Source organism: Aureimonas sp. Leaf427 (genome assembly GCF_001425485.1).
In the GTDB taxonomy this organism is placed as follows: Bacteria; Pseudomonadota; Alphaproteobacteria; order Rhizobiales; family Rhizobiaceae; genus Plantimonas.
On record NZ_LMQW01000017.1, the window covers coordinates 22,798 to 45,599 of the forward strand.

The 22,802-nt window shown below is 65.5% G+C and carries 16 protein-coding genes; 3 read left to right on the top strand and 13 right to left on the bottom strand.

Annotated elements, in window-relative coordinates:
• Positions 1-117 precede the first annotated feature (117 nt).
• The 12 genes from ASG62_RS12595 to ASG62_RS12650 form a co-directional block, all read right to left on the bottom strand.
• Complete coding sequence (locus ASG62_RS12595) at positions 118-660, bottom strand: hypothetical protein (protein WP_056696262.1); 543 nt, start codon at positions 658-660, stop codon at positions 118-120.
• A 64-nt stretch (positions 661-724) separates the two neighbouring features.
• Positions 725-1,009 carry a hypothetical protein gene (locus tag ASG62_RS12600; protein WP_056696261.1) on the bottom strand — a complete coding sequence of 95 codons (285 nt, stop codon included), beginning with the start codon at positions 1,007-1,009 and terminating at the stop codon, positions 725-727.
• The gene (locus ASG62_RS12605; protein WP_156382113.1) at positions 1,006-4,227 is read right to left on the bottom strand and encodes a tetratricopeptide repeat protein; all 3,222 of its coding nucleotides are present in this window, start codon (positions 4,225-4,227) and stop codon (positions 1,006-1,008) included. The genes ASG62_RS12600 and ASG62_RS12605 overlap by 4 nt, the downstream gene beginning before the upstream one ends.
• A 161-nt stretch (positions 4,228-4,388) precedes the next feature.
• A complete protein-coding gene (locus tag ASG62_RS12610; protein ID WP_200944729.1) occupies positions 4,389-5,840 on the bottom strand; it encodes an RES family NAD+ phosphorylase in 1,452 nt (483 codons plus the stop codon).
• The gene (locus tag ASG62_RS12615) at positions 5,837-10,900 is read right to left on the bottom strand and encodes a hypothetical protein (RefSeq protein ID WP_056696257.1); all 5,064 of its coding nucleotides are present in this window, start codon (positions 10,898-10,900) and stop codon (positions 5,837-5,839) included. The genes ASG62_RS12610 and ASG62_RS12615 overlap by 4 nt, the downstream gene beginning before the upstream one ends.
• A gap of 621 nt (positions 10,901-11,521) precedes the next feature.
• A complete protein-coding gene (locus ASG62_RS12620; RefSeq protein ID WP_056696256.1) occupies positions 11,522-11,782 on the bottom strand; it encodes a hypothetical protein in 261 nt (86 codons plus the stop codon).
• A gap of 121 nt (positions 11,783-11,903) precedes the next feature.
• Entirely contained in the window at positions 11,904-12,380 is a 477-nt protein-coding gene (locus ASG62_RS12625; RefSeq protein WP_056696254.1) for a hypothetical protein, read from the bottom strand.
• A gap of 109 nt (positions 12,381-12,489) precedes the next feature.
• Positions 12,490-14,688: a ParB/RepB/Spo0J family partition protein gene (locus ASG62_RS12630; RefSeq protein ID WP_056696253.1), complete on the bottom strand. Its 2,199-nt coding sequence runs from the start codon at positions 14,686-14,688 to the stop codon at positions 12,490-12,492.
• Positions 14,689-14,994: 306 nt separating this feature from the next.
• A complete protein-coding gene (locus ASG62_RS12635; protein WP_056696251.1) occupies positions 14,995-16,185 on the bottom strand; it encodes a hypothetical protein in 1,191 nt (396 codons plus the stop codon).
• A gap of 131 nt (positions 16,186-16,316) precedes the next feature.
• Positions 16,317-16,442 carry a hypothetical protein gene (locus tag ASG62_RS27845; protein ID WP_274532619.1) on the bottom strand — a complete coding sequence of 42 codons (126 nt, stop codon included), beginning with the start codon at positions 16,440-16,442 and terminating at the stop codon, positions 16,317-16,319.
• A gap of 264 nt (positions 16,443-16,706) precedes the next feature.
• A protein-coding gene (locus ASG62_RS25575) for an IS630 family transposase (RefSeq protein ID WP_413814205.1) occupies positions 16,707-17,653 on the bottom strand; the annotation gives its coding sequence in 2 pieces (ribosomal slippage) (positions 16,707-17,312 and positions 17,315-17,653; 945 coding nt in all).
• 336 nt (positions 17,654-17,989) lie between these two features.
• A complete protein-coding gene (locus ASG62_RS12650; RefSeq protein ID WP_082537325.1) occupies positions 17,990-19,294 on the bottom strand; it encodes an aminotransferase class I/II-fold pyridoxal phosphate-dependent enzyme in 1,305 nt (434 codons plus the stop codon).
• Positions 19,295-19,729: 435 nt separating this feature from the next.
• On the opposite strand from ASG62_RS12650, the gene ASG62_RS12655 reads away from it, so the two are divergent.
• The 3 genes from ASG62_RS12655 to ASG62_RS12660 are packed head-to-tail and all read left to right on the top strand — an operon-like array spanning position 19,730 to position 22,259.
• On the top strand, positions 19,730-20,695 hold the full coding sequence (locus ASG62_RS12655; protein ID WP_056696241.1) for a diiron oxygenase: 966 nt from the start codon (positions 19,730-19,732) through the stop codon (positions 20,693-20,695).
• Between the two features lie 29 nt (positions 20,696-20,724).
• Complete coding sequence (locus ASG62_RS25580; protein ID WP_200944728.1) at positions 20,725-20,919, top strand: rubredoxin; 195 nt, start codon at positions 20,725-20,727, stop codon at positions 20,917-20,919.
• Positions 20,920-20,969: 50 nt separating this feature from the next.
• On the top strand, positions 20,970-22,259 hold the full coding sequence (locus tag ASG62_RS12660; protein WP_156382114.1) for an NAD(P)/FAD-dependent oxidoreductase: 1,290 nt from the start codon (positions 20,970-20,972) through the stop codon (positions 22,257-22,259).
• On the opposite strand, the gene ASG62_RS12665 is transcribed toward ASG62_RS12660, so the two are convergent.
• Positions 22,260-22,532 carry a hypothetical protein gene (locus tag ASG62_RS12665; protein ID WP_056696239.1) on the bottom strand — a complete coding sequence of 91 codons (273 nt, stop codon included), beginning with the start codon at positions 22,530-22,532 and terminating at the stop codon, positions 22,260-22,262.
• Positions 22,533-22,802 lie beyond the last annotated feature (270 nt).

The window sequence follows — 22,802 nt, forward strand, 5'->3', positions numbered from 1 at the left end:
CTGATCGTCGGACCTTGGGACAAACCCGTCATTCCGAGGCCACAGGTTCAGCGTCAGCTTTTGCCGGAAGCCGACGTTCAGCGTCTGTTCGTGTGGCGTGGTTTGCGACGATGACGATCAGGCGATCTTGGTACCGACCGTCGAGCGTGCCGTCTCGACGACGGCGCGCTGCAATGCCTCGCCGCGCTCGTTCATGAGTTCGACCGCCCGCTGGAACTTGGTGCCATGCTCCTGAGCAGGAACTTCGCCGTACCGCCTGTAGTCGCGCTTCATCGCGTGAGTGACTTCGTTGAAGGCGTCGCGCGCGGCGAACAACTCGTCCAACGCGGGCCTGACCGAGGGGAAGTAGAGGGCAACCAGCATCTCCATCACCTCTGCGCCCTCGTGCTTCCCCGGGTTCGAGCCGCTGGCTATCTGAAGGTCCAGCATCTGGTTCCAGTCGATCTTCCCGCGAAGCACTGGATAGTAGGTGAGCGCATGCTGGCCGAGGACCTTCGCGTACTGGTCGACCGCGAGATAAAGCGTCTCCGCTTTTCCCCGCAGGAACTCGAAGCGGTCCTTGCTCCGATTCAGCCGGCTAGTGACGAAGGCAGACGTGACGCCGCTCGCCAAGATCGTGGCGATGCCCAGGCCGAGCGTGATCCAAGCGGCCGCGTTCATGCTACTAGGCCTCGCCGCTGCGCCCGCACGTCGGCATCGCTCAATCCACGCACGGCGGTCCTCATCAGATCCCCAACTTCTGGAAGAAGACCTTGTTGCGCATCTCCGCGTCGACCATGCCCGCGGCGCGCATCCATGACGAGGGCTCGGCGGCGACGACCTCGAACCCAATAACCGCCAGCCAAGTAGCTTCGCGCCCGAAGCTCGCGCCCACGTCGAGCGCCAGAAGGCCTGGACCGGACGGAAGCAGCGTCGAGTAGGTGGCGCGGTATCCCGACGGGTCGAGAGCCTCGTATTCCGCGGTCAGCCGCTCGGACTGCGCGTCGTATGCAGCGACATGGTCGTTCATCCGGCGTCGCGCCTCGCGATCGTCTGGAGCCCCACGTGCTCGATGTCGTGCTCCGCCACATCGGCCGCGTCGACCACGTTGATGAACCTCTTGAGTATGACGAGGTCGGTCAGCAGGTCCGGCTCCTGGCCGGAGATCACGGCGGGCGCAAGGATGAAGCAGCCGGCCGCGCGGAGCCTCGTCAGGAAACCTTCCAGGTTCACGTCGTCGTCCGGCTCCACGACGTGGATGCGGAAGACCGTTTGGTACAGCGTGCCACGCTCCCACTCCCCGTCGTCCGGTCGTCGGCTGGTTATCTGGATGGCGTAGTGCGTCGACGGATGGCCCGGCAGGTTGCGGATGATCGAGATGCTGATCTCATGGTTCACGTCCTTCGTGCCGAACCGCTCCCGCCAGCGTTCGAAGATCCGGCGGGCGGCCGCACGGTCGAGAAACGCGAGCGCGAACACCGGCGGAACGTCGTCGCCGAGCGTCGTGTAGAGGATGCCCTTCCAGCTGGCCGCGTCCCAGCTGTGCATATCGATGACCGACTGCACCTTGACCTCCCGGTGCCGCGAAACGGTCGGGCGCCCGTCCTCGGTCATTCCGCGCGCGGGCCTGCCGTCATCGTCGTCGGCTGGACCTGCCGGCTCGACCTCCTCCACCGCCGGCCGCTCCCGCATGGGATAGTCGCGGCCGCCGCCATCGAGGCGGACAACGGGGCGACCGGCGATGCGCTGCAGCCCGCTGAGCGAGCCGAGGACGCTGGACACCCTGTCGTGCGCGTTGCCGCGGTCGAACAGGCGCCACAGCGCGTCCTTGAGGTTCGGCAGCGCGAAGGTGGCCGCCAGCATCTCGCCCACGATCTGTATGAGAAACGCACCGATGTCTGGTTGGCGTGGAAAGTCCCAGACCGGCAGCGACCTGGGCCAGGAAACCATCGAGCGCATCCCCCTGGGATCGGTCTGCACCTTCGGTCCGTCCTCGTCCGTCTCGACGACGTCGATACGGAACCGCTCGGTGTGCGGGCCGACGCCGTCCTCCATCATAGTCGCCAGCATGGCCTCGACCGTAGCAACCAGCGCCTGTCCCGTGACGATCCCGGCATCAGTACCGGGGGTCGCGACCTCTACTGTCAGTCCGCAGATGCACGTCTCGAGGACTTGGCCTGCCGGCGAGTTGAGGACCAGTCCGCCGACGAGGTCGCGCGAGACCGGCTGAGCCTTGAGGAGCACGAGGAACTTCGGCAGCCCACCTTCCGCCTCGAGCTCCCGGTAGCCCTCGTCCTCGCGGAGGACCTCCTCATGGCCGAGGGCGTGGAGCAGCACCATCCGGGCGATGGGCATCCCGGCCTCCTCCAGCGCGTCCGGCGCGCGCGAGAGCGAGGCGACCTCGGCATCGGTCATGTTGAGGATGTTGCTGCCGAAGCCGGCGTCCAGCTCTTGCAGGCCTTCCGTGACCCTGGCCTTGGACGCCTCATCGAGCGGCAGCGTGGCGAGCGCCATGCGCAGCAGGCGGAACGAGAGGATCAGCTCCGGCACGAGTCTCAGCTGGAGGGCCACCCAGGCCCAGATCTTCACCGTCGGCACGAAGCCGACAGGCAACTCGCTCGACTCCTCACCTTCGGCGGCAAGGCCGGCCGCCGCCATCAGGAGTGACGATCGCGACGCCCAGAACAGGTCAGCCCCGCGGTAGGCGATCGCAAGGTGCTGATGGGCCTCGATCATCTGCTGGGCATGCTCGCGCTTGGCGAGACGGACCGCCGCGCGACCCAGCAGCCGGATACGTTCGCAGCGCTCCTTGAAGTCTAGCCGGAGAGCCTGCCGGAGGAGGATGAGCGCACCTTCCGCGTCGGACGTGCGCTTGGCCACGAAATCGGCGAGCCGCTCTGCCACGGCGCGGTATGTCGGATCGCGGCCTGCGGGGATGGATACGACGTCGATCAGCCTCACCAGGCGATCGGCATCGAACTCCGCAAGGCCGGCGGCCTCGTCGAGGATAGATCCCAGCTCTGCCCAGATGGCAGGCAGTTCACCCGTCCTGCCCTCGGCGAAGTAGCGACCGAGGCGGACGACCGCGAGCGAGGTGCGAGCCTCAAGGCGGTGGTTCGGGCGCCCCTCGTCGCGCGTCATCGCCTCCAACGCGGCCTCCAGCCGGTCAGACCGCGCCGAAAGGTCGGCAGCATCCGGTGATAGCATGCGGTAGAGCACCGCGTTTACCAGCAACTGGTGGAGCTGGACAAGGAACTCGATGTTGCGGGCGTGGTCGGCGCCGAGGGCTTCCGCCTCGATGCCGGCGTAGCCATCCGACACCGCCGCAGCGTCGTCGAACCACCAGAAGGCGGTCCAGAGCGCATCGTGCCGCGCCTCTAGCTGCTGCCGCGCGGACCCGTGCTTGACGGCGAGCCGGATCGCGCGGGCGTGTCGACCATCCGTCTCGTGGCGCGGCAGCTCGAGGTTGCGCGACAGCTGCGCCGCGACCATCGCCTCGGTGACAAGCTGGCGCTCCATGCACTCGAACGAGGACGGATCGGCCAACGCACGCTCGACGTCCTCCAGGCGGCGGCGCCTCGAGTAGTCCTCCGGTCCCATGCGCATCGGATCGGACACGACCTGGCCAACGCCCAGATAGTCGTGCGCGATGTCCTTGCGCTCCCTGTCGATCACCTCTTCGACGATCCACGCGCGGTCGAGGATCTTCACCGGCATGCCGTGGGCAGCCTCTAGCTCGGCCTCAATGCGGGCGCGGTCGGCCGCACGTGCGGGCTGGCTCGTGACGAAGTAGACGCGCTCGAGCTTGCGGCCGGTCCCGGCGATGCCCGCGACGTCCTTCACAACCTTGCGCTTCCAGTCCTTCATCGCGCTGAAAGCGAAGCCCCAGTCGTCGCGGTCGGGTCCGGGACTGCCGACATAACCGAGATCGGCGATCGCCTCTGCAACGGGGAAGGTGTCGGCGTCGGTCTTGCCATCGCCGCCGCCCTCGGGCCCGCTCTGGGGGCGGATGTGCGGGCAGATCACGCGCTGGCAGAGCTTGCGGCAGAATATCTCGAAGCGCTGGTGCTCGTTGCGCGCCGTCATGGTCTCGAGTTGGAACTCGAGCATGGCGCGGTCGAGGACGTAGAGCGGACGGTCAACGGTGTCCGAGTAGAGTTCGGGCCGCATCTCGCGCATGAACAAGGAAGGCGTTGGCGGTCGCTTCCGTTTCTCGGTGCCGCCCTCCTCGATTCGGTCGTCGCTCATGCGAACGAAGGTAGAACGGGCGCCGCACCTAAGCCAGCCCGAACTCTCCCTGTGGCGCTCACCCCTGCTGGCTCCGCTTCATGCTCAGGTGCTCGAGCGACCATGACGATCCAGCGAAGTGCATGAGGGACCCCGCCATCGTCGAGCACGAGGCCACGAAGTCAAATGTCCAACGTGCGGCGTTGACTGCGGTAACGGGTCACCTGGGTCGCCTTGGTCACGATTTGGACCGCCGCGACCTCGTGTACGGTTAGGCTGTCCACCTCCAGGCGCAGCGCTGGGTCCCGGTCGTCATCTGGCGTGGCGAAGGGATCGATGAACGGGCCTTCCCAGAACAGCGGCTCCGGCCGGGGTGGAGCCGGAGGATTCGGCGGTGGAACGACCTCCGAAACCGAGTAGCCCGGCGACCACCCGTCCTCGTCCATCTCGCCCAGGCTCGCCGAAACGACCGTCCCGTCGGGCAACGCCACCGGCTCGACCTTTGACGCTCTCCGGAACAGCACCACGTTGTGGTAACTTCCTGCGCGCTGCACCGACGGATACAGCAGTCCGTCGAGATCCAACTCCACGTTCGACGCAAGGTAGTCGGCGATCGCCTGCGTGATCAGGTACTCGGACCTCTCGTCGTCCGGCATCACCGGCATGGTCATGCGCCCGCTCAGGCTCTTCAGGAACTTCGCGAGCTCGAGGCGGCCCATGTAGCCGGAGTCGAACACGCTCCCATCGATGTAGACGGACCGCAGCGCGTTGATATCGAGCAGCCGCAGGGGCCGGACGGCGTCGAACCTGCCGACCAGCGCGCGGCTGCCGACAGGGGGGCGAACCTCCGCCAACGCCGCCGCCGGGTCGGTCGCGCCGTAGAACAGCGAAACGCCGCGCGCGTTCATCCTCCCGTCGACTGCGATCTCGTTGGGCGGAGGCCCAAGCTCGCGCACCGGCTGCTCGAGCGCCAGCGCCAGCCGCGCATCGCCATGGAACACCCGCGCCCTGTGAAAACCGCTCAGTTCCTCGCCGGGGCCTGCCAGCCTGACGACCGGACGGCCATCTCCCGTGGTCAGGCTGCCAACGCCATCGAAGATCCGCCCAAGGAGCGACTCCGCCTCCTTGTTGAAGAAGCGCGTCTCAGTCCGAAGCGACTGCTCGAAGCTGCGCCATTCGAGCTGATACTCGACGTCGTCCGGGCCGCGCTGTTCGTAACGGCTCTCCGGATCGAACTCGCACTCCTCGCCGGCCGCGGCGGAGTCGAAGTCGCTGTGCCGCTCCGAAAGTATCTCGAGGACCTCCTCCGCGATCTCTTCCGACACCTCGGCGGCGCCTGCGATCGCCCACAGGACATCCTCCCCGCGTCGCTCGAACTCGAAATCCGATTCTTGGTCGGCGAGCATCGCGGACTCGAACGCGTCCGGCTGGTCCGTGGTCCGGTAGTAGTGGACGGAAAAGGCTGCTTCCACCGCGTCGGCGAGCTCCTCGACGGTCATGGCCGATGCCATCTCGCCACAAAACGAACAAATCGCCTCACCGCAGCGGCGCGTCACGCCGGCACTCAGGAAGGCTTCGCCGATGCATTCGGCGCAGACCATCCGCTCGCCATCGTCGTCGACGTCGGCGGTCACCTAGCATGCCTCACCAAGTCCTGTTGCAGGAACGCGGCGCCCTTCACGCCCAATTCGATGAGTGCGTCCGAGACCTCGACCACGATCTCGCGGTGGTGCTGCTCGAGCGCCCGCGCGGCGATCAGCTCCCGCAGGAGAAGGACCACCTTCTCGCCGTTCGACGCGTATTCCCAGAAATCGAGGCTCGACCTCCGGGCACGCACGACCCGGCCAATCCAGCCGAGGCCGGGATCGGGCAGCAGGCGGTCGGGCCTCGCGCGCATGAGGGCGAGCATTGCGTTGAACGCGGTCTTCTCCGCGCCGAAGGCGGCTGCCGCGCGGTCTAGCATCGGCATCACCGCGTTGAGATTTGGCCACGCGGAATCGACGCCGCAGACCATGCCGCCGGACGCCGCGCAGAAGAAGGACGACACGGCTAGGCCCCGCTCGTGCTGGCCCGCATCGACCGGTTCTCCCGCCCACACGGGCCGATCGACGATCCAGCCGGTAAGGAGATCCCAGCTCTCGAGCGTCCCGGCGTCGAGCGCCTCAGTCCGCAGCATGCGGTCGATCAGGAAGCTGCGCACGACCATGTCCATGACCTCTTCGCCAGCGCGGCGGGCCGCGGCATCGACGCGCGCGATAACGAGCGTCCGGATTTCCGACGCAGGCAGCAGAGCGCACAGGCGCCCCAGCCACTGGCCGAACTCGAACAGCCATTCAAAGGGCGTGTCCCCACGCCCGTCCCTCTCGCCGAGCAAGGCGAGCGCCCAGTGCAGGGCGGACGTCGCGTGGGCGATCAGTGCATCGCGCGTGCCCGGCGCGAGCATCGGGGGGATCGGGAGCCGGAACGCGTTGGAGTGCAGGTCGGAGCGGTAGTAGTCGAGATTGGGCCGCGAGCCCGCCGAGGCCGGCGCCGGATCGGGACTGGGTGTCTCACCTGCCGCCAGCGCGCGCTCGAACTCGTCGGCCATCTCCGACTGCTGATGGGCTTCGGCCCGCGACCAGTAGAGGCCGTGGCCGCTGTCGTGCGAGCGGGCGGCACGGCGCGTGGCGAGGCAGAACAACGCCCAGACCATCTCGGGCACCGTGTTCGCGAAGACCGGCGCGGCGTCGTACACCGCCTCGACGACCTTCTCGATCGGGTCGACCGCGAGCTGCAGCAGCCCCTCTCGCCACTCCGGATTGGAGGGCTGGCGGCGCATGAGCGAGGCATAGGCGTGCGCCGCCATCGCCGGCGGGTGGGCCGTAACGTGGGCGCTGCGGATCGACAGCTCGTCCTTCACCTCGGCCATCGTCGCCGCGCGCCGGGTTATCCCGACGACGGTCTCCTCCGACTTCGCCCACAACTCGTTCTCGGCGTGCCGCGCGATCACGGCCGCGGTGGCCGACACCGCCGACTGCGCATTGTGGCGGGTCATGTCGGTGATGGGGGCGATCTCGTCGAAGAGGTCCTCCTCGTCCAGCGCCACCATCTCGTCGAACGCGTCGTCCAGCGTGAACTCTCCACCCGGCACGCCGCTCTCGACCGCGGCGCTAGCCCAGAGGTAGAGCCGCAGGACCCGATTGAGCGCCGCGTGACCGGCCAGCATCTCCTTGTGCTCTTCGCCCTCGACGTAAGGCGGCTTAATCGAGATGTATTCCCGGCCATCGACCACCTCGCGGACGAGGTTGGCCGGATCGGCCTGCTGGCGCAGCGCCTCGAACGATGAGCGGCGCGTTTCCGCGCGTTCCGGGTCGTCCCGTTCCTCGGCCGTTGAGTAAGGGACACGGTCGAGGAAGGTGGCGATCGCGGACGCGTAGGCGGCCTTCACCTCTTCGGGCGCCAGGCCCGCCAGCAACGGCGCAAGGTCGCGCACGGTGCGTTGGCGGTGGGGAAGCCGGTTGAGCGTCCGGAGCGCGCCGGCGAGAAAGGCCGACCCGCCCCAGTAGCCCATCTCGTTGGCCCGCGACCCCATGTCGAGGACCTGCCGACCGATGTCCCATGTCCACAGCGCCGGATGCGTGCCGATCGCGAGCGCGACCGTGCTCGTCGCGGCGCTACCCAAGTTTGCAAGCACCAGACCGGCGCAGATCCCAAGGACCGCGTTGCACTCGTTGCCCCGCGCGATGCGCCGGCAGAGTTCGTCGAGCGGGTCGCCGGCCTCAAGGCGCTCGTGCGCCCAAGCGTCCAGCGCCAGGAACGCCGTGTCGAGGATGTGGACGTGCGATCCGCCGCGGAACCAGCGATACGTGCCGTCATCGCCCCAGAACTCGGCGTCGCCCTCACCGAGGTCGATGGTGATCGGTATCGGGGTCTCGCCCCGCTGGCGCCAAGACCGTCGCCAGCCCTCCATCGCGTGGTTGCAGAGGTCGCGGATCAGCGCCAGGCCGACATCGGCATCCGTCCGCAGGAGCTGCAGGAACGGCGGACGCAACGGCGACGCCGGATAGAAGTCGCGGTCGTCGCCGATGCCGAGCACGTCGGAGCGGTCACGGACCGAGGAGTAACCATCGCTGCGCCGACGGTCATGGGCGAGCAGGTAGGCCCGGCGGACGAAGTCCGCGGTCTCGGCGGGTAGCGATGCGGCGAGACCGGCGCTCCCGTCAACGATCTGCTTCCTCACGCGGTCAAGGGCGTAGTCAGAGATCGAGGCGAGGTAGCTCCGAACGGTGTCCGGATCACCCGCCGCGGATTTCAGTAGCAGCGCTCGGACGGGTGCCCGATCGCCACGGCGTCCGGTCCAGGCTCCGCGTTCAGGCTTGCCGGCGGAATCGCCGTCCCCGAGGCGCCCCTTGGCCCAGGCCGCGATATCCGGAACGAGCGCGTATCTCGCGAGTTGCGCCGGCAAAGCTAGCACCCATGAATCGAACAGCGGCACCAACTCCGCGTCGACGACCAGCGGAAGGGTGCCCAGTCGCGGGACGAGCCAGGTGATCAGGCGTATCCAGCTCACGACCTGCGGTCCGGCCGCCTCGGAGGCGTATTGCTCGCGCTGATCGCCCGTCAGGTCGGGGAACTGCGTCTCGTCAAGAAAGCGCAGGTCGCGCACGGTCTCGGTCGTGCGGACCGACAGGATCAGGCGCATGAGCAGCCGTCCATCTTCGCGCATAAGCGCGTCCTCGATACGGTCGAGCATCTCGGCGCTGCGGACTGACCGGACGGGGGCCGAAAGGACGACGCGGCTCCAGGTAGCGCGCAGGTCGTCAGCCCCGAGCGCGCCCAGCAAGGCGGCCCACGCGTCGCCGTCCTGCGACCGCTCGAGCAGGTGGGCCGCAAGGAGCTGGAGGGGCCGGGCGAGCTGCAGGTCCTGGTGCCCGTCGCGAACCGCGGTCGCGATGTCCCCGCGCCGGTCGAACAGGACGCGCTCGAGCACCCACTCCTCGTAGATGTCGTGGCTGAACGCCACGGTGCTGCCCTCGTCGACGTGCCGCAGCACACCCGACCGGAGCAGCTCGTCCAGCGCGACGGGATCGATGTCGCGGATCGCCAACGGAGCACCTGGCCCCATGAGAAGCTGCTCGCCCAACTTCAGCAGCACGTTCCGGCGCCCCTGCGCCGGCGCGAAGTCGGCGACGTCCGCGCCGCCGTGGGCCCACCACAGCTCGACGAGGTCGACCTCTGACCGGACCTCGGCACCGCCGGCGACCGGCAGGCGGGATAGCGCGTCGAGGAAGAACGGCCGCCGGAGGACGGTGTCGTAGTTGCGCGCGTCGGCGAGCAGCGGCCGCAGCAGCGATATCGCCTCGGCCGCCTCGACCGCCTCACCGTCGTCGAAGCCCTCGACGCGGATGGTCCGCGAGCTGAGCTTCGCGTTCGCGTCGGGATCCAGCCAGCCGTCCACACGCTGCGCGTTCTCCTCGCGCATCGTCATGACCACCCGCCAGTCGTCTAGGTCGGGGGTGTCGGCGATCGTCCGCAGGACGTCGTTGACCGTGACCTGGGTCGCGGCATCCATCTTGTCCGCACCGTCGATGAAGAGCGTGCGCGAACCGCCACGCCCGAGTTCACGCAGCGTCGTTGTCAGGGGAACGACGGCGCCGAACTTCGCGGCGTGGGCCGGCCAGCCGCCTCCCGTGACCCGCAGATCGCGGAGCACGAGGATTGGCGCGCCCGCCGGCTGGTCGAGGGCGATCCGCTTCAGCACCGCCGACTTGCCCGCGCCGTGTTGGCCCACGACGCGCACCAGCCTGACCTCACTCAGCGCGTCGAGGACCTGCCCGTTGACCACGTCGCGGTTGATCCGCCGTCCGCCTATCGTGTCCCTGATGCTCGTCAGGGCGTGATGCGATTCCTGGGTCAGCGCGTCGATGAGCCGCGCGTGCGCCCGGTCCGAACCGACGGTCACGCCCTCGACCTGCAGTTCGCGCGCAACGGTCGCGCGGTCCACGCCGCCACCGCTCGGGATGACGCGGCTGGCCATCGCCGTGAGACTGCTCCAAGTGCGCCGCGCCTCGTCGGGCCCGCCGACGGCGGGAGCCAGCTGGTCGACGGAGGCGAGCCGGTCGCGCGACGCGTCCTCTTGGTCGAGGTCGAAGGCGATGATCGTCAGCGACTTCATGAACGCGAAGATGTCCGCGTCGGTGGCGGTCGCCTCCCGCTTTCGGATCAGCTCATCGAGGATGCGCTGGAACTCGCGCTGGTCCTTGTTCGAACCGTTGGCGACGGCGAGCCGCTTCCGGTACTGCGCGGCATCCGCCGCGTGCCGGGCGCGCGCGAGGAGCGGCTGCACGCTGCGTTCCAGCTTCGTCGTGGTCTGGCTGACTGCGACGCCGATGCGATCGGTGTCGGGATTGAACCCGGTCCGCCTGAAGGTGGCCCAGGCGCGGGGGACGATGTCAGCCCACTTGTCGTCGCTGTCGGTGAACGACAGCGTGGTGGTGACCTGCAGGTCTAACCGCGTCGGGGTGCCGTCAGGCAGGCGGCCATCGACGACGAGGTCGTCCAGCGGCGCGTCGATCTCCGACTGCTGGGTCTTCACCGCCGTGACCGTCCCAAGCACGCCGCGCGCGCCGCCCTCCGCGATCAGCGCGGCGAGGTAGTGGCTGGTGACGCGTGGTTCGAGGTGGGTTCCGCCCCCTCCGGCGACATAGACGGGCAAGCTGATGACCTGACGGCAAGATGTTATTCTTGCGAAACAATGTGGTGATCGGCGGCCCGGGATTCAACGTGGTGTCGATCGCGGTGGTTCCGTCAGCTACGCCGCTCGAAGAAGCAGACGTCGTACTGTTTGACACCGTTGCAGTAGCACGCCTTCCGCGTCCCGTCGGGTAGTCGGTCGCCGAGCACAGTCCGACGAGTCCGGTTCCCACCCAAATCTGTTGATCGCGACGGCATAAAGGAACGGCGGGTTTTGGGATAAATGCTAAGTCCGCCGAACGTCAGAAATTAGAGCGGGAAGCTGACTGGCCGGTCTCGCACCCTTGAAAGGCAGCTCTTGGCAAAAGCCGCCGTTTAGTCGGGAATCATCGAATGTCGTAAGCTGGTCGAAAACGGTAACTTCGCCTTGTCGCGGGCAACCGCGTTCAGCTCGTCGATGCGATAGACGGTGGTTTCGACGATCTCAGGCATGATCGATCTCCCCGGCATCGAGGCGCTCGCTCAACCAGCGGGCGGCATCGACCGAGGCGAGGATACGCCCGGTGCCGAGATCGAGGAGATGCGCGCCGCCGCCGATTGCATCCGACTCGGAGCGATCGGGGATGCGGGCGTTAGCGAAGCCTCAGAGGCCGCCGAGGCCGAAGAGCCGGGCGCAATGGAGGGCGAAGCGGATGACGCCGTCCGAATCGCCGCCGTCCTCGTCGCGGATCCACAAGGTCGAAGGCCCGTGATCGGGCTCGATCGAAAGGCGGAAGGCGTGTGGGAGCGGCACGGCGCGCGTGTCGTCTTCGGACCGCGCGACATAAGCGTCGAGCGCGCCGGCGGCGTTGGCGGGACTGCCGACGTGGAGCAGGCAGGAAGAGCGGATGCGGGAATTGGCCACGACAGGCTCCTGAAACGAAAGCGGCCCGGCGCTGCGAGGCGACCGGACCGGAAGGAAAAGAGTAATGCGGACGGCGGCGCGAGCGGCGGGTGTCGCTCGCGCCGATGGCGTTGGCAGGCGCTCAGGCGGCGCGGCGCCCTTCGATCGTGTCGGCTGCGGCCTCGTCGGCCGAAACTTCCTCGATGCGGGCGCGGCTGTACCGGTTCCTCGCCAGCCAGAGTTCGGCCGCCTCGCGGCTTTCGGCGAGATGGAGAAGCTCGGCATCGTTGCCGATTTCCTGAAGGACGCGGATCGCGCCGAGCGGCGGATGCTCGGCGATCTCGAAGCGAAGATCGCTGTGGAGCGGGAAGGTGCGCGACACCGTGACGATGATGACGCTGCCGTCGCCGAAGTCGCCCTCGTGCAGCGTGAAGGACGGCGGCGAGACGAAGGTCGGGCGCTCCCGCGCGGGCTGCTTGCGCGTGAGACGGCCGATGCCGTTGCACTGCCGCCAGGCGGCGAGCTTCTTCGCGAAGCGGGCGGGCGGGCGGGACGTGCCGTCGAAGTAGCGCACGAGTGCGCCGAGCGGCGCGGCGTCGAAGATCAGATGGGCGGACATGGATGGGCTACTTGGAAAACGGGAAGCGCCCGGCGATCCATGAGACGGCCGGGCGCGGATCGAGGTGGCGGATGGAGGAGACCGGGGCGCGGGAACGCCCGACCTGCGATCACTCCGCAGCGACGGCGTGGACGAAGTCGTCCCCGTCGTTGGCGGCCGGGTCGTCGCCAATCGCGAGCTCGTCGCCCACGTCGGCGAGGAAGGCCGGCAGCACGTCGGCCTCGGCTTCCGCGTCCGTGCCCTCGGTTTCGATCGCCGCATCCGCCGAGACCCGCTCGTCGCCGAGGGCGGCCAGGCGCAGCGGCTCGGGCAGCCAGCCGCTGTCGGAGAGCAAGCGCTCGGCCTCCTTGGCCATGTCGCCCTTCTTCAGATGCTCGATGAGCTGGGCTGCCCGCTCGCCCGCGCCCTCACGCACCGCCTCGACGATGCGGGCCTTGGTGACGGTGCCGAGATAGTTGCGCACCGTCGGCCGCCAGCCGGCCTCCACCATGTCGAGCCCGGTCGCCCGCGCCAGCCGATCGGCCTCGGCGAGGCGCACCCGCAGGCCATGCTCCGAGACCCCGCTGCCACCGAACGGGTTCGGCTTCTGATAGAGCGCGTTGACGCCGTAGCTGACGCAGTGCGCGAGGAGCGCCATGCGGCTGGCCTCGTCCAGCGCGGCGAGCCAGTCCCAGAGCGCGTCGTCGTCCTCCGGCAGGTCCGCCTTCCAACCCTCGTGCCGCTCGTCCACCGACCGCGCCGAGGCGCTGTCCTTCAGATCGTCGGCCTGCACCGGCAGGTAGACCTCGCGGACGCTGGCCTCCAACGCGCCCGTCGCTGAGCCACGCCGGAAGGTGTCGCAGGTGAGTTTGTGGAGCAGCGCCGTCATTGCGACACGCGGGTTGCCTGCCACGGCGTCGCGAAGCGCCAGCGTCCGGTGGGCGGTCAGCTCGGAGAGCAGCCGGTCGGGCAGCGGCCTGATGCCGTCCTCCTCCTCCGGCTCGGGCTGAACCAACGGCGCGCCGCCGACCGTGACGACGGCGCGCTGGACGATCGGCGCGGAGGCCGCCTCGCCATCCCGCAACTCGGTGCTGTCATTGGCCGGATCGTCGGCGCCACCGTCCTCGTCCGCCACAGCCGGTGCCTCGTCCTCGGGACGGACATAGCCGCGATCAACCACCAGCGAGCCATCGCTGCCGATCGAGACGAAGACGCCGGCACGCGCAATCTCCGCCGGATCGTACTGGACGGGGCGCTCGTCGAAGGCGGCCAGCGCCGTCTCGATTTCGCCGAGCCGTTCGTCCACGTCGTCTGGCAGTTCGGGTGCGTCCTGATACTCGGCTTCCAGCCGCTCCAGTTCGGCGTTGAGCGCGTCGACCGTCGCCTGTTCCTCGTCGGTGAGATCGACCTGCGGACCAATCAGCTCGCGCAGGCCGTGATTGACGCCATAGGGCAGGCTGATGGCCGCCTCGATCCACTTCCAGCCCTCGCCAGCGATCTCGTCGGCGATCAACCTCAGCCGGTCGGCCACGAGCCGCTCGAGGAGTGCCGCATCCTGCAGCCAGCCGCCGTCGTCGGACTCGAACAGGTCGCGCAGCACCACGCCGCCTTCGGCCTCGTAGGCCTCGATCCCAACGAACTGCGCCCGCTTGTCGGATGCCCGCACCGCGGCCTCGGTCAGCATCCGCCGAACCTGCCAAGGCTCTCGGCCGTAGGAGTTCTTGATGGCCTCCCAGACCTGTTCCTGCCGCGCATGGTCCGGCGAGACCGTGAAGGCCATGAGCTGCTCCAGCGTCATGCCGTCCTCGGCGTAGAGATCGAGCAGCACCGGCGACACCGCGGCCAGCCGGAGCCGCTGCTTCACCACGTTGACGCCGACGAAGAAGGCGGCGGCGATGGCTTCCTCGGTCATGCCCTTGTCGCGCATCGTCTGGAAGGCGCGATACTGGTCCAGCGGGTGCAGCGGCGCGCGCTCGATGTTCTCGGCCAGCGACACCTCGTCGATCAGGATGCCGCTCGCGGCATCGGAGACGACGCACGGCACCGGCGCGGTCTTGTTGAGGCGCTTCTGCTTGACCAGCAGTTCCAGCGCGCGGAACCGCCGCCCGCCGGCCGGCACCTCGTACATGCCCGTTTCGCCGCCGTCAGCATCCAGCACGGCCCGGACGTGGAGGCTCTGGATCAGGCCACGCCGGACGATGGACTCGGCCATCTCCTCGATCGAGACGCCGGCCTTCACCCGCCGGACGTTGGACTGGCTGAGCACCAGCTTGTTGAAGGGAATGTCGCGCGCGGACGCGAGCGTGATCTTCTGAACGGCTGTCGCCATGTTCCGTACTCCGCGACGGGCGCCGTGAGCCTCTCTCTCGGACCCAACCCGTCACGAAGCGAAGCGCCGCCCTCTTCCTCTCAGAAGGGCAGCGCCGGGACACACGGATGCGGAAAGGCACGAAGGCGCAAAACCGGAAACACGGAAAGCCGCGTCTACGGGTCAACGGATGTACGGCGGCCGATCCCGCGCCGGTCGCGGTGGAAGCGCCGGGAGCGGGCGAAGGCGGCCGTGGAAGCCTGACGGCGCTTCTGGATTTGATGAAAGCCGGAGATACGGAAGGAAGTATCTCCGGCTTTGCGGGTTTTAAGCCGCGCGGTCGAGCAGCCTCTTTGCCTTTGCCTCCATGTCGAGGCGGGCGTCCTGATGTGGTTTGTCGCGCGCGACGGCGGTGATGCCCTGTACGAAGTCGAAAATGCTTTCGGGCGGGCGGCCTTCCTCGGCCAGCACCGTTTCGATGATCTTGGTCGTGTCGGCCTTGGAGAAGTTGCGTCGGCGCAGGAAGTCGGTGCGGTCCTCGTCGGTGCGCACGACGATTCGTTCGCGCGCCGCCTTGATGCCGTTGACGAAGGGCGTGGGCGACGAGTTGGCGAAGTTCAGGAGCGCGGGCGCGGCCTCGTGCGCGAAACGATTGGCGGCGTACTTGGAATGCCGGATCGAGATTTCCTCAAAGTCCTCGACACCCCAGAGGTTTCGATTCTGGCACACGGCGCGCAGATAGAAGCTCGCCATGCCGAGCGTCTTGGCTCCGACCTCCGAGTTCCAGGCGTAGAAGCCACGGAAGAACAGATCGGGCGAGCCGTCCGGCAGCCGCCCCGCCTCGATCGGGTTCAGATCGTCGACCAGGAACAGGAAGACATCGCGATCCGAGGCGTAGAGCGTCGTCGTGTCCGTGGTGATATCGACGCGCGGATTGTAGATGCCGGTCGACCAGTCGAGCACCCCCGGTACTTTCCAGCGGGTATCGCCCGTGCCGTTGCCAGCGATGCGCTGCACGGCTTCCACCAGTTCATGGTCGTAGATGCGGCCATAGTCCGGCCCGGTGACGGCGCGCAGCTCGGTGCGGCCGTCTTCGGTCTCGAAGGTCTTGATCTGCTCGGCGCGATTGGACGCCAGGCCGTATTGCAGGTTGATCGCGGCGAGCGGCGCGGGAAGCTGGCGCAGATAGGCGGCAGGTGCGCCGACCTGAGCGGCGAGCTGACCGAAGCTCCAGTGCGTGGGTGCAACGGGGGCGTCCGCGCCGGGCAGGATCAGCGATAGTCGCTCGGGATCGTTGCGGCTCGCCTCGACATGGATGAGGGCACTTTCGACGATGCGGGTGCGGCTGCGGTCGGCACGGTCGCGCACCGAGCGGGCCAGTTCCGAAAGGGACAGGAAGCGCTCGTCCGCCGGGCGCGAGAACCATTCCGACGACACGCGGCCAATCCGCTGGCCGCGCGACACATCAACCTTGTAGCCGCCGCTCGTATCGCGGCGCGCATCGAGAACCTGGGTCATGGGAGATCTCCATGACGGGCGCCGAGAGCCTCTCTCTCGAACCCGACCCGTCACGAAGCGAAGCGGCATTCTCTCGCTCTATTGGAGACGGGTCAGCCCTGATGCTTGACCCAGACCGGTCACTTGACCGATCAATCCTCAACCAGTTCCTCGTCGTCGTCGTCGTCGTCGTCGTCGTCGTCGTCGTCGTCGTCGTCGTTCGTCAGCGCGGGAGCCTGAACCTTCGTGCCATAGGCCTTCCGGAACGTCCGCCCCACACGACCATCTCTTCGTCCAGCCGACCGATGAGCTTCCGCCAATTTTCAGTGTGTCGGGGTTCGACGCCCTGCACATCGACGATCGGCTGACCGTCGTCTCCGATGACCGATGTCAGGTCGCCGAAAGTCTCCTCCGCTGCCAGCATAGCCGCACCGAAAGCATTGAGGGCGTCATGATAGCGGTCGATCGGCGTATCGCCTGGCCGCTTCGCCTTCATCTTCCCGCGGGGCGGGATATCGTTGCGGAGATAGAGCGTTTTCCGATCAGTCTGCGTCGTAGCCAGCGGTTTTGAAGTAGTTGGCGCATTCAGCGGGCAGGAAGAGCGTGATGAGCGTGCCGACGGTTTGCCAAAGCGCCTCGACGGTGCGCTCGGCCTTGGCCCGCATGAGAGCTTTGAGTTTCGAGAAGGCCATCTCTATCGGATTGAAGTCGGGACTGTAGGGCGGGAGGAAGCGCAAGGATGCGCCCACCGCTTCGATGGCCGCTCGCACGCCTTCGGCCTTATGAGGGGGAAGGTTGTCCATCACGACGATGTCGCCGGGCGAGAGCGTGGGCACCAGGACCTGCTCGACATAGGCCCGGAACGCGATGCCGTTCATCGGTCCGTCGAGCACCATGGGTGCCGTCATGCCTGACAGGCGCAGGGCGCCGGTGAAGGTCGTCGTTTTCCAGTGCCCGTGCGGCACGCTCGAGCGGCAGCGCTCGCCGCGAGGCGCCCTGCCGTAGCGCCGCGCCATCTTCGTCGACAGGCCGGTCTCATCGATGAAGACGAGCTTGGCGGGATCGAGATCAAGCTGATCCTCGAACCAGGCTTGGCGCCGCTTCAGGAGGTCCGGGCGCTCCTGCTCGCTGGCGTGCGCGGTCTTTTTTTCCACGTCGTCCCATGCCGGTCGAAGAAGCGCCAAAGCGATCCGATCCCGACCTTCACCCCGCGCTCTTCCGCCAGACGCCGCTGCATCTCGTGCAGCGTGATGTCGTCCTTGCCATCGACCAGGCTTTGAAGGAACTCGGCCTCCGCCTCGATGCGGCCCGAGCGTCGGTCCCCGCCCATCGGCAAGGGATCGCTGCGACCCGCCCGATCCTGCGAGCGCCAACGCACCGCCGTAGCGATCGCGATCCCGAACCGTTCGGCCGCCGCATGGGTCGAGGCGCCCTCGCGCATCGCTCGCAACACGCGGCGCCGAAGATCAACCGACAACGCTCTCGCCATCTTCGCCTCCCTTTCGGTCGGCAGATGGAATCATGGATCAGCTCGCGACTCTAGCCGGCCGGAAAACGCTCTAGATGTCGCTGACGGTCTGGTCGGCAGAGTCGTCAGAAAGCCGCTTTACCTCGCCGTCCTCATCGACAGCGCGGGGCGGCGAACCCTCTTCGTAATCGCGCAGCGCCGACCGAACTGGAACACGCCGTGGATCGAGCGGCGCATGGTGTCAGTTCATGGAGTTCGGCGGGTTTACGCCGAGAATTGACTATCGGCAATCTGAATATTTCGATCGTTAAAATAGATACTTCTTGATTATAATCAGATGATTAGCCGCAGACATGCTTACGTATATAGGCGCCGGGAGCGTTTAAGACTGTCAGCGAGGGCGGAGGCTACGGCTGGGCATTCGCTTTCGACAAGATTGGCGACACCAATCCGCACTGCCGGCTTGCTTTTAATGCGGAACACCTCGCCTGCCTGAATAGACCAGCCACGAGATAGCATGGCCTGAACAACATCGCCTTCTCGCTCGACGGGAACCCAGACGTGCAGGCCGGATGAGCCGAATGCTTCGATGCCGTTGGAGGCAAGCTGCTCGATCAGGGATTGACGACGTGCCTCGTAGCTGCGTGCTGCGGCCCTCATGAGAGCGGTGGTTTCGGGTGCTGACCACATCTCATAGGCGAGACGCTGGAGTATATGGCTGACCCACCGTGGGCCTAGCGCTTGCTGATCCCGGACCCGGGCGATGGTTACGCTGTCACCGGCAGCCAAGGCGAGCCGAAGATCAGGCCCGAGGAACTTAGAAACCGATCGAATCGTCATCCAAGGCCGCTTCTCCGGATCGGAGGGTGCGGAACTGACCGGCAACGCACCGGACACTTCGCCAGCGTGATCGTCTTCCAATAGGAGAACGCCTGGATTCACATCGAGAATTTGACCAAGTTCGGCAGCTCGATCAGCTGTCATCCGTCTGCCACTCGGATTTTGCGCGCGCGGTGTCAGCACGACTGCGCAGGCGCCTTTTTTCACGGCGTCTGACAATGAGTCGGGTCGAACGCCATCCTCGTCCATCTGCAACGCGATGATCGGAAATTCCATCGCCCGAAGCAGGTGCAATACGGAAACGTAACCGGGATCCTCCACGGCCACCGCACTTTCGGGAGATAGGCGAGCACGCAATGCCCGTTCGATCGCATCGATCGATCCGGAGATGACCGCGATCTCGGTCGCCGGCAAACCATCGGCGACGAAGCGTGAGCGTCCGAAGGAAACGAGACGCTCCTCGTCGTCAGCCATCTCGTACCCGCCAGGGGCGTGCGCAAGGTGGCCAAGATAGGCATCGAGCCGTGGCAGGAATTGTGGATCGACGTTGCCAGACGCCAGGTCTCTTACGTCCAAGGGATGGCTTACGCTTTCACTCGGTATCAACGCTACGCGCGAGCCTTGCCGGCCAGCTCCTATGATCAGCCCTGCGTCACGAAGCCTTGAGTATGCCGAGGTTACCGTATTTCGATTCACGCCCAGCCGATCCGCGACCTCGCGAACAGGCGGCAATTGCTCGCCCGCTTCAATCTGACCTTGGCGAATCGCAATCTCCAGATTGCGGGCGATCTCAGCCGATGTCCGCCCTTCCAGTATGTCCATCTTCGCTCCTCGACAACACATTCCAAGCGCTTTGCTCAATCAATTGGCATAGGTCAATTTTGTTGACGTCGTCTCTACGCCTCTTTGCGCTGTGATGCGAGCCTAGAGCAGAAAACGATTTGTAACGCGGCCTGTCCCACCCTGACCGCGGGTGATTCCTATGAAATATAAGTACCTAAACGTCCGGTCAAAAGGTACTTTCGCCGCTTGCGGTATGTCGCTCGCCCGCTGTCAAACCGACTGGCTGAGCGGTCTCCATTTCCTACGAGGTCACAGCGGGGATACCTTTCCGATCAGCTTATGTAGACATGGCCCTTCAGTTTTGGCATGGGCCATTTTGCCATGATGCTTATGCCATTAAGCGAGTCGCGGGCTTCCCTCGGCGATCGTGAAGTCTAGCGAGGCCAATGAGCAGAAGGCAGGAGGGTATGAACCATGGATGCAAGTCTGATTGGATATGACCACCACGACGAGCCGTCACAGTCGCGGAAGTTGCTTCTTCGGATCAGCGAGAGCTGGAACACGCGAGCCAAGGTTCGCCGAGAGGCGCTTGATCTCACATTCGAGCCAGCACGGGACGATTTTCTCGAAACCCTGCTCCCATTCCATCAGCACCCACTTTATCAAGCGTTGAGCGAATGTGACCGGCAGCGCATCCTGTCGTGCGGCTGGCTGATCTACAACGACAAGACGGTTGCCATCGAAACTGCCATCGTCACACCGAGTTGCAACGACGCTCTCGAAGGACGCATTCCTGGCTTGGAAGGCGGGCTGATGCGAAAGCTGGTCTGCGAGACGCTGGTGGATGAGGCCTATCATCTCCTGCTGGTCGAGAATGCCAGCCGCATCACACGGCATTATCGCGGATTGGGCGACATTCGCATTCCGACCTTTAACCTCGTTCGCTTCATGGAAGAGGCGAAAGCCGGCTGCTCCGAGGGCTGGCAGCGCACGCTTGTTCAGTTGGCTACCTCCGTCGTGTCGGAAATCTTCGTCAGCGACTATCTGCATCAGCTATCCGACTGCCATACGATCCAGACACTGAACCGCGCCACCGTTGCCGCGCACCGTCACGATGAACTGGCTCACAGCAAGGTCTTCACCGGCCTCGCCGAAACCTTCTATCCCGCCTTGGATCGCAAACAGCAGGCATTCTTCGCCGAGGTTCTGCCCAAACCGATCGAGTGGTTCGCCGACATGGAGTTGGACATCTGGGATGACGTCTTAGCGCAATTGGGCATTGTGCAGGGTCGGACGATCGTTGCCGACTGCCGCCCGATGAATGCCAATGCTGTCCGGCGGGTCGATTATTCAGGCGTCGTGAATCTCGGGCGCAACATCGGCGTCTTCGACACGATGAGCGGGCGGGATAGTTTCGGACTTCTGGGAATCGCAGCCTGAAGCCTCGCTGAAATGCTGGAGACGATATCATGATCGCCAATGTCCAGGCAGACTATATGCTCCCGATCTATGCCTGCATCCTATGCGAATATGTATATGATGAAAAATTGGGTTTACCTGAAGAAGGTATTCCTCCCGGCACCGCATGGAAAGACATCCCAGAAGACTGGTGCTGCCCGGATTGCGGGGCCACGAAGCATGATTTCGTGGTCAAGGATTACTGAAAATTGCGGCAGAGCCTCCGGAGGCGGAAAATCTATCTCGTGGCATTGCGATGCCGCTCGCCATCCATCGGGCGGCATCGATCTACGGAATCCATATGACCATACAGTTCGATATTATAATCGTAGGCGGCGGCCACGGGGGTGCCCACACCGCAGTCGCGTTGAGGCAATCCGGTTTCAAGGGAAGCATCGCGATCCTGACTGCCGAAGCAGATGCGCCCTACGAACGGCCACCGCTGTCCAAGGAGTATCTCGCAGGTCGCAAGCCGTTCGAACGACTCCTGATCCGTCCCCCGGAATTCTGGGCGGACCGTGCTGTAACACTCCGCACTCACGAGCGTGTCGTCGCGATCGACGCGGCGAGGAGACAGGTCACCACCAAAAGCGGTGTCGAGTTCGGATACGGTGATCTCGTATGGGCCGCAGGCGGCGAAGCGCGACGCTTAAGCTGCGGTGGTCACGACCTAGATGGGGTTCATACGGTTCGGACCAGAGCGGATGTTGACCGGCTGCACCGGGACATGGCGATCAGCGAACGGGTGATCATTGTCGGAGGTGGCTATATCGGCCTCGAAACGGCGGCAACCCTTACCGGGTTGGGGAAGCAGGTCACCGTCATTGAAGCCAGTCCGCGCCTTCTGTCGCGTGTCGCCGGGCCATCTATTTCGCGGTTCGTAGAACGCGAGCATCGCTCCAACGGCATCGATGTCCGACTTTCGAGTGTGATTGATCGTGTCGAGGGAGTTGGCGGGCGGGCATGTCGCGTTGTGCTGGCGGATGGCGAGTCGTTGTCAGCCGATCTCGTGATCGTCGGCATCGGCATCGATCCGGTAGTCGAGCCGCTTCGCATAGTCGGTGCGGCCACCGGAAATGGCGTGATCGTTGACGAACTCGGAATGACGATGCTTCCGAATGTCCACGCGATAGGCGACTGCGCGCTTCAGCCCCATCCTTTCGCATCGGGTCGCTTGATCCGGATCGAGTCGGTGCAGAACGCCGTCGAGATGGCGGGAACCGTCGCGAGGGCGCTCTGCGGTGAGGCTCCTGTTGCCCGTAGTGTTCCATGGTTCTGGTCGCACCAGAACGACCTTCGGCTCCAAACGATCGGCTTCGCGCTCGACCACGACAGAGAGGTGATCCATGGCAACATGGCGGATGGGCGCTTTTCTGTCGCCTATGTGCGAGACGACCATGTGATTGCGATCGACTGCGTTAATGATCCCAGGTCCTTCGTGGAGGCTCGCTCACTATTCTCGGCGCCAACTGAAAATCAACGACTCGATCAGCGCTTCTTGATCAGCACATCGGAGACGACCAGCACAGAGAGATACAGGGGTTAGTCACCTCCGATCGGCAGTGTAGATCTGTTCTTGACCTCCAATCGTTCCGCCGGAGAATAGACAGATCAAAGGGTTTCCGCCGAGCTTGCCAAAGAGATCGATCAATTCGGCGTCTTTACTCTTGGACCTTTCAAGAACGATCCCGCATTGCGCGTCGCGCGCAACCGGGAGCAGGGCTAAATCAATCGGAGATGTTCGCAGGGTTGTGAGAAGCGCTTTGATGATGGCTATCAAAACGCTTGGGGTTATTTCTGCCAAGTCCGCAAGGGACATCTCGTCAGCGACGTTATCAGTATCAATTGCTGGATCTGTGTCCGGACATTTCGATCGCCTCTCCTCGCGCAGCAACGTGAATGAAGCGTCACGCGCTCGAGTCAGACAGTCGAGCGCCTCACGAGCGTGTGCGATGAACAGAGGTGGTCCTGTTTTTCAGACCATCCGGCGGCGGATTTAGAGTGGAACGCGGTTGTCTTTATGCCGCCAATTTCTCATCGGCCCGGCTCATCGCATAGGCTTCATTCGGTGTCAGATCGGAAGAGCGTC

Excerpts from the sequence above, each read along its gene's own strand:
- ASG62_RS12600 (WP_056696261.1), bottom strand. The coding sequence starts at position 1,009 with ATGAACGACCATGTCGCTGCATACGACGCGCAGTCCGAGCGGCTGACC.
- ASG62_RS25580 (WP_200944728.1), top strand. The coding sequence starts at position 20,725 with ATGATCGCCAATGTCCAGGCAGACTATATGCTCCCGATCTATGCCTGC.
- ASG62_RS12660 (WP_156382114.1), top strand. The coding sequence starts at position 20,970 with ATGCCGCTCGCCATCCATCGGGCGGCATCGATCTACGGAATCCATATG.
- ASG62_RS12605 (WP_156382113.1), bottom strand. The coding sequence starts at position 4,227 with ATGAGCGACGACCGAATCGAGGAGGGCGGCACCGAGAAACGGAAGCGA.
- ASG62_RS12665 (WP_056696239.1), bottom strand. The coding sequence starts at position 22,532 with ATGTCCCTTGCGGACTTGGCAGAAATAACCCCAAGCGTTTTGATAGCC.
- ASG62_RS12625 (WP_056696254.1), bottom strand. The coding sequence starts at position 12,380 with ATGTCCGCCCATCTGATCTTCGACGCCGCGCCGCTCGGCGCACTCGTG.
- ASG62_RS12630 (WP_056696253.1), bottom strand. The coding sequence starts at position 14,688 with ATGGCGACAGCCGTTCAGAAGATCACGCTCGCGTCCGCGCGCGACATT.
- ASG62_RS12635 (WP_056696251.1), bottom strand. The coding sequence starts at position 16,185 with ATGACCCAGGTTCTCGATGCGCGCCGCGATACGAGCGGCGGCTACAAG.
- ASG62_RS12595 (WP_056696262.1), bottom strand. The coding sequence starts at position 660 with ATGAACGCGGCCGCTTGGATCACGCTCGGCCTGGGCATCGCCACGATC.
- ASG62_RS12650 (WP_082537325.1), bottom strand. The coding sequence starts at position 19,294 with ATGGACATACTGGAAGGGCGGACATCGGCTGAGATCGCCCGCAATCTG.
- ASG62_RS12655 (WP_056696241.1), top strand. The coding sequence starts at position 19,730 with ATGGATGCAAGTCTGATTGGATATGACCACCACGACGAGCCGTCACAG.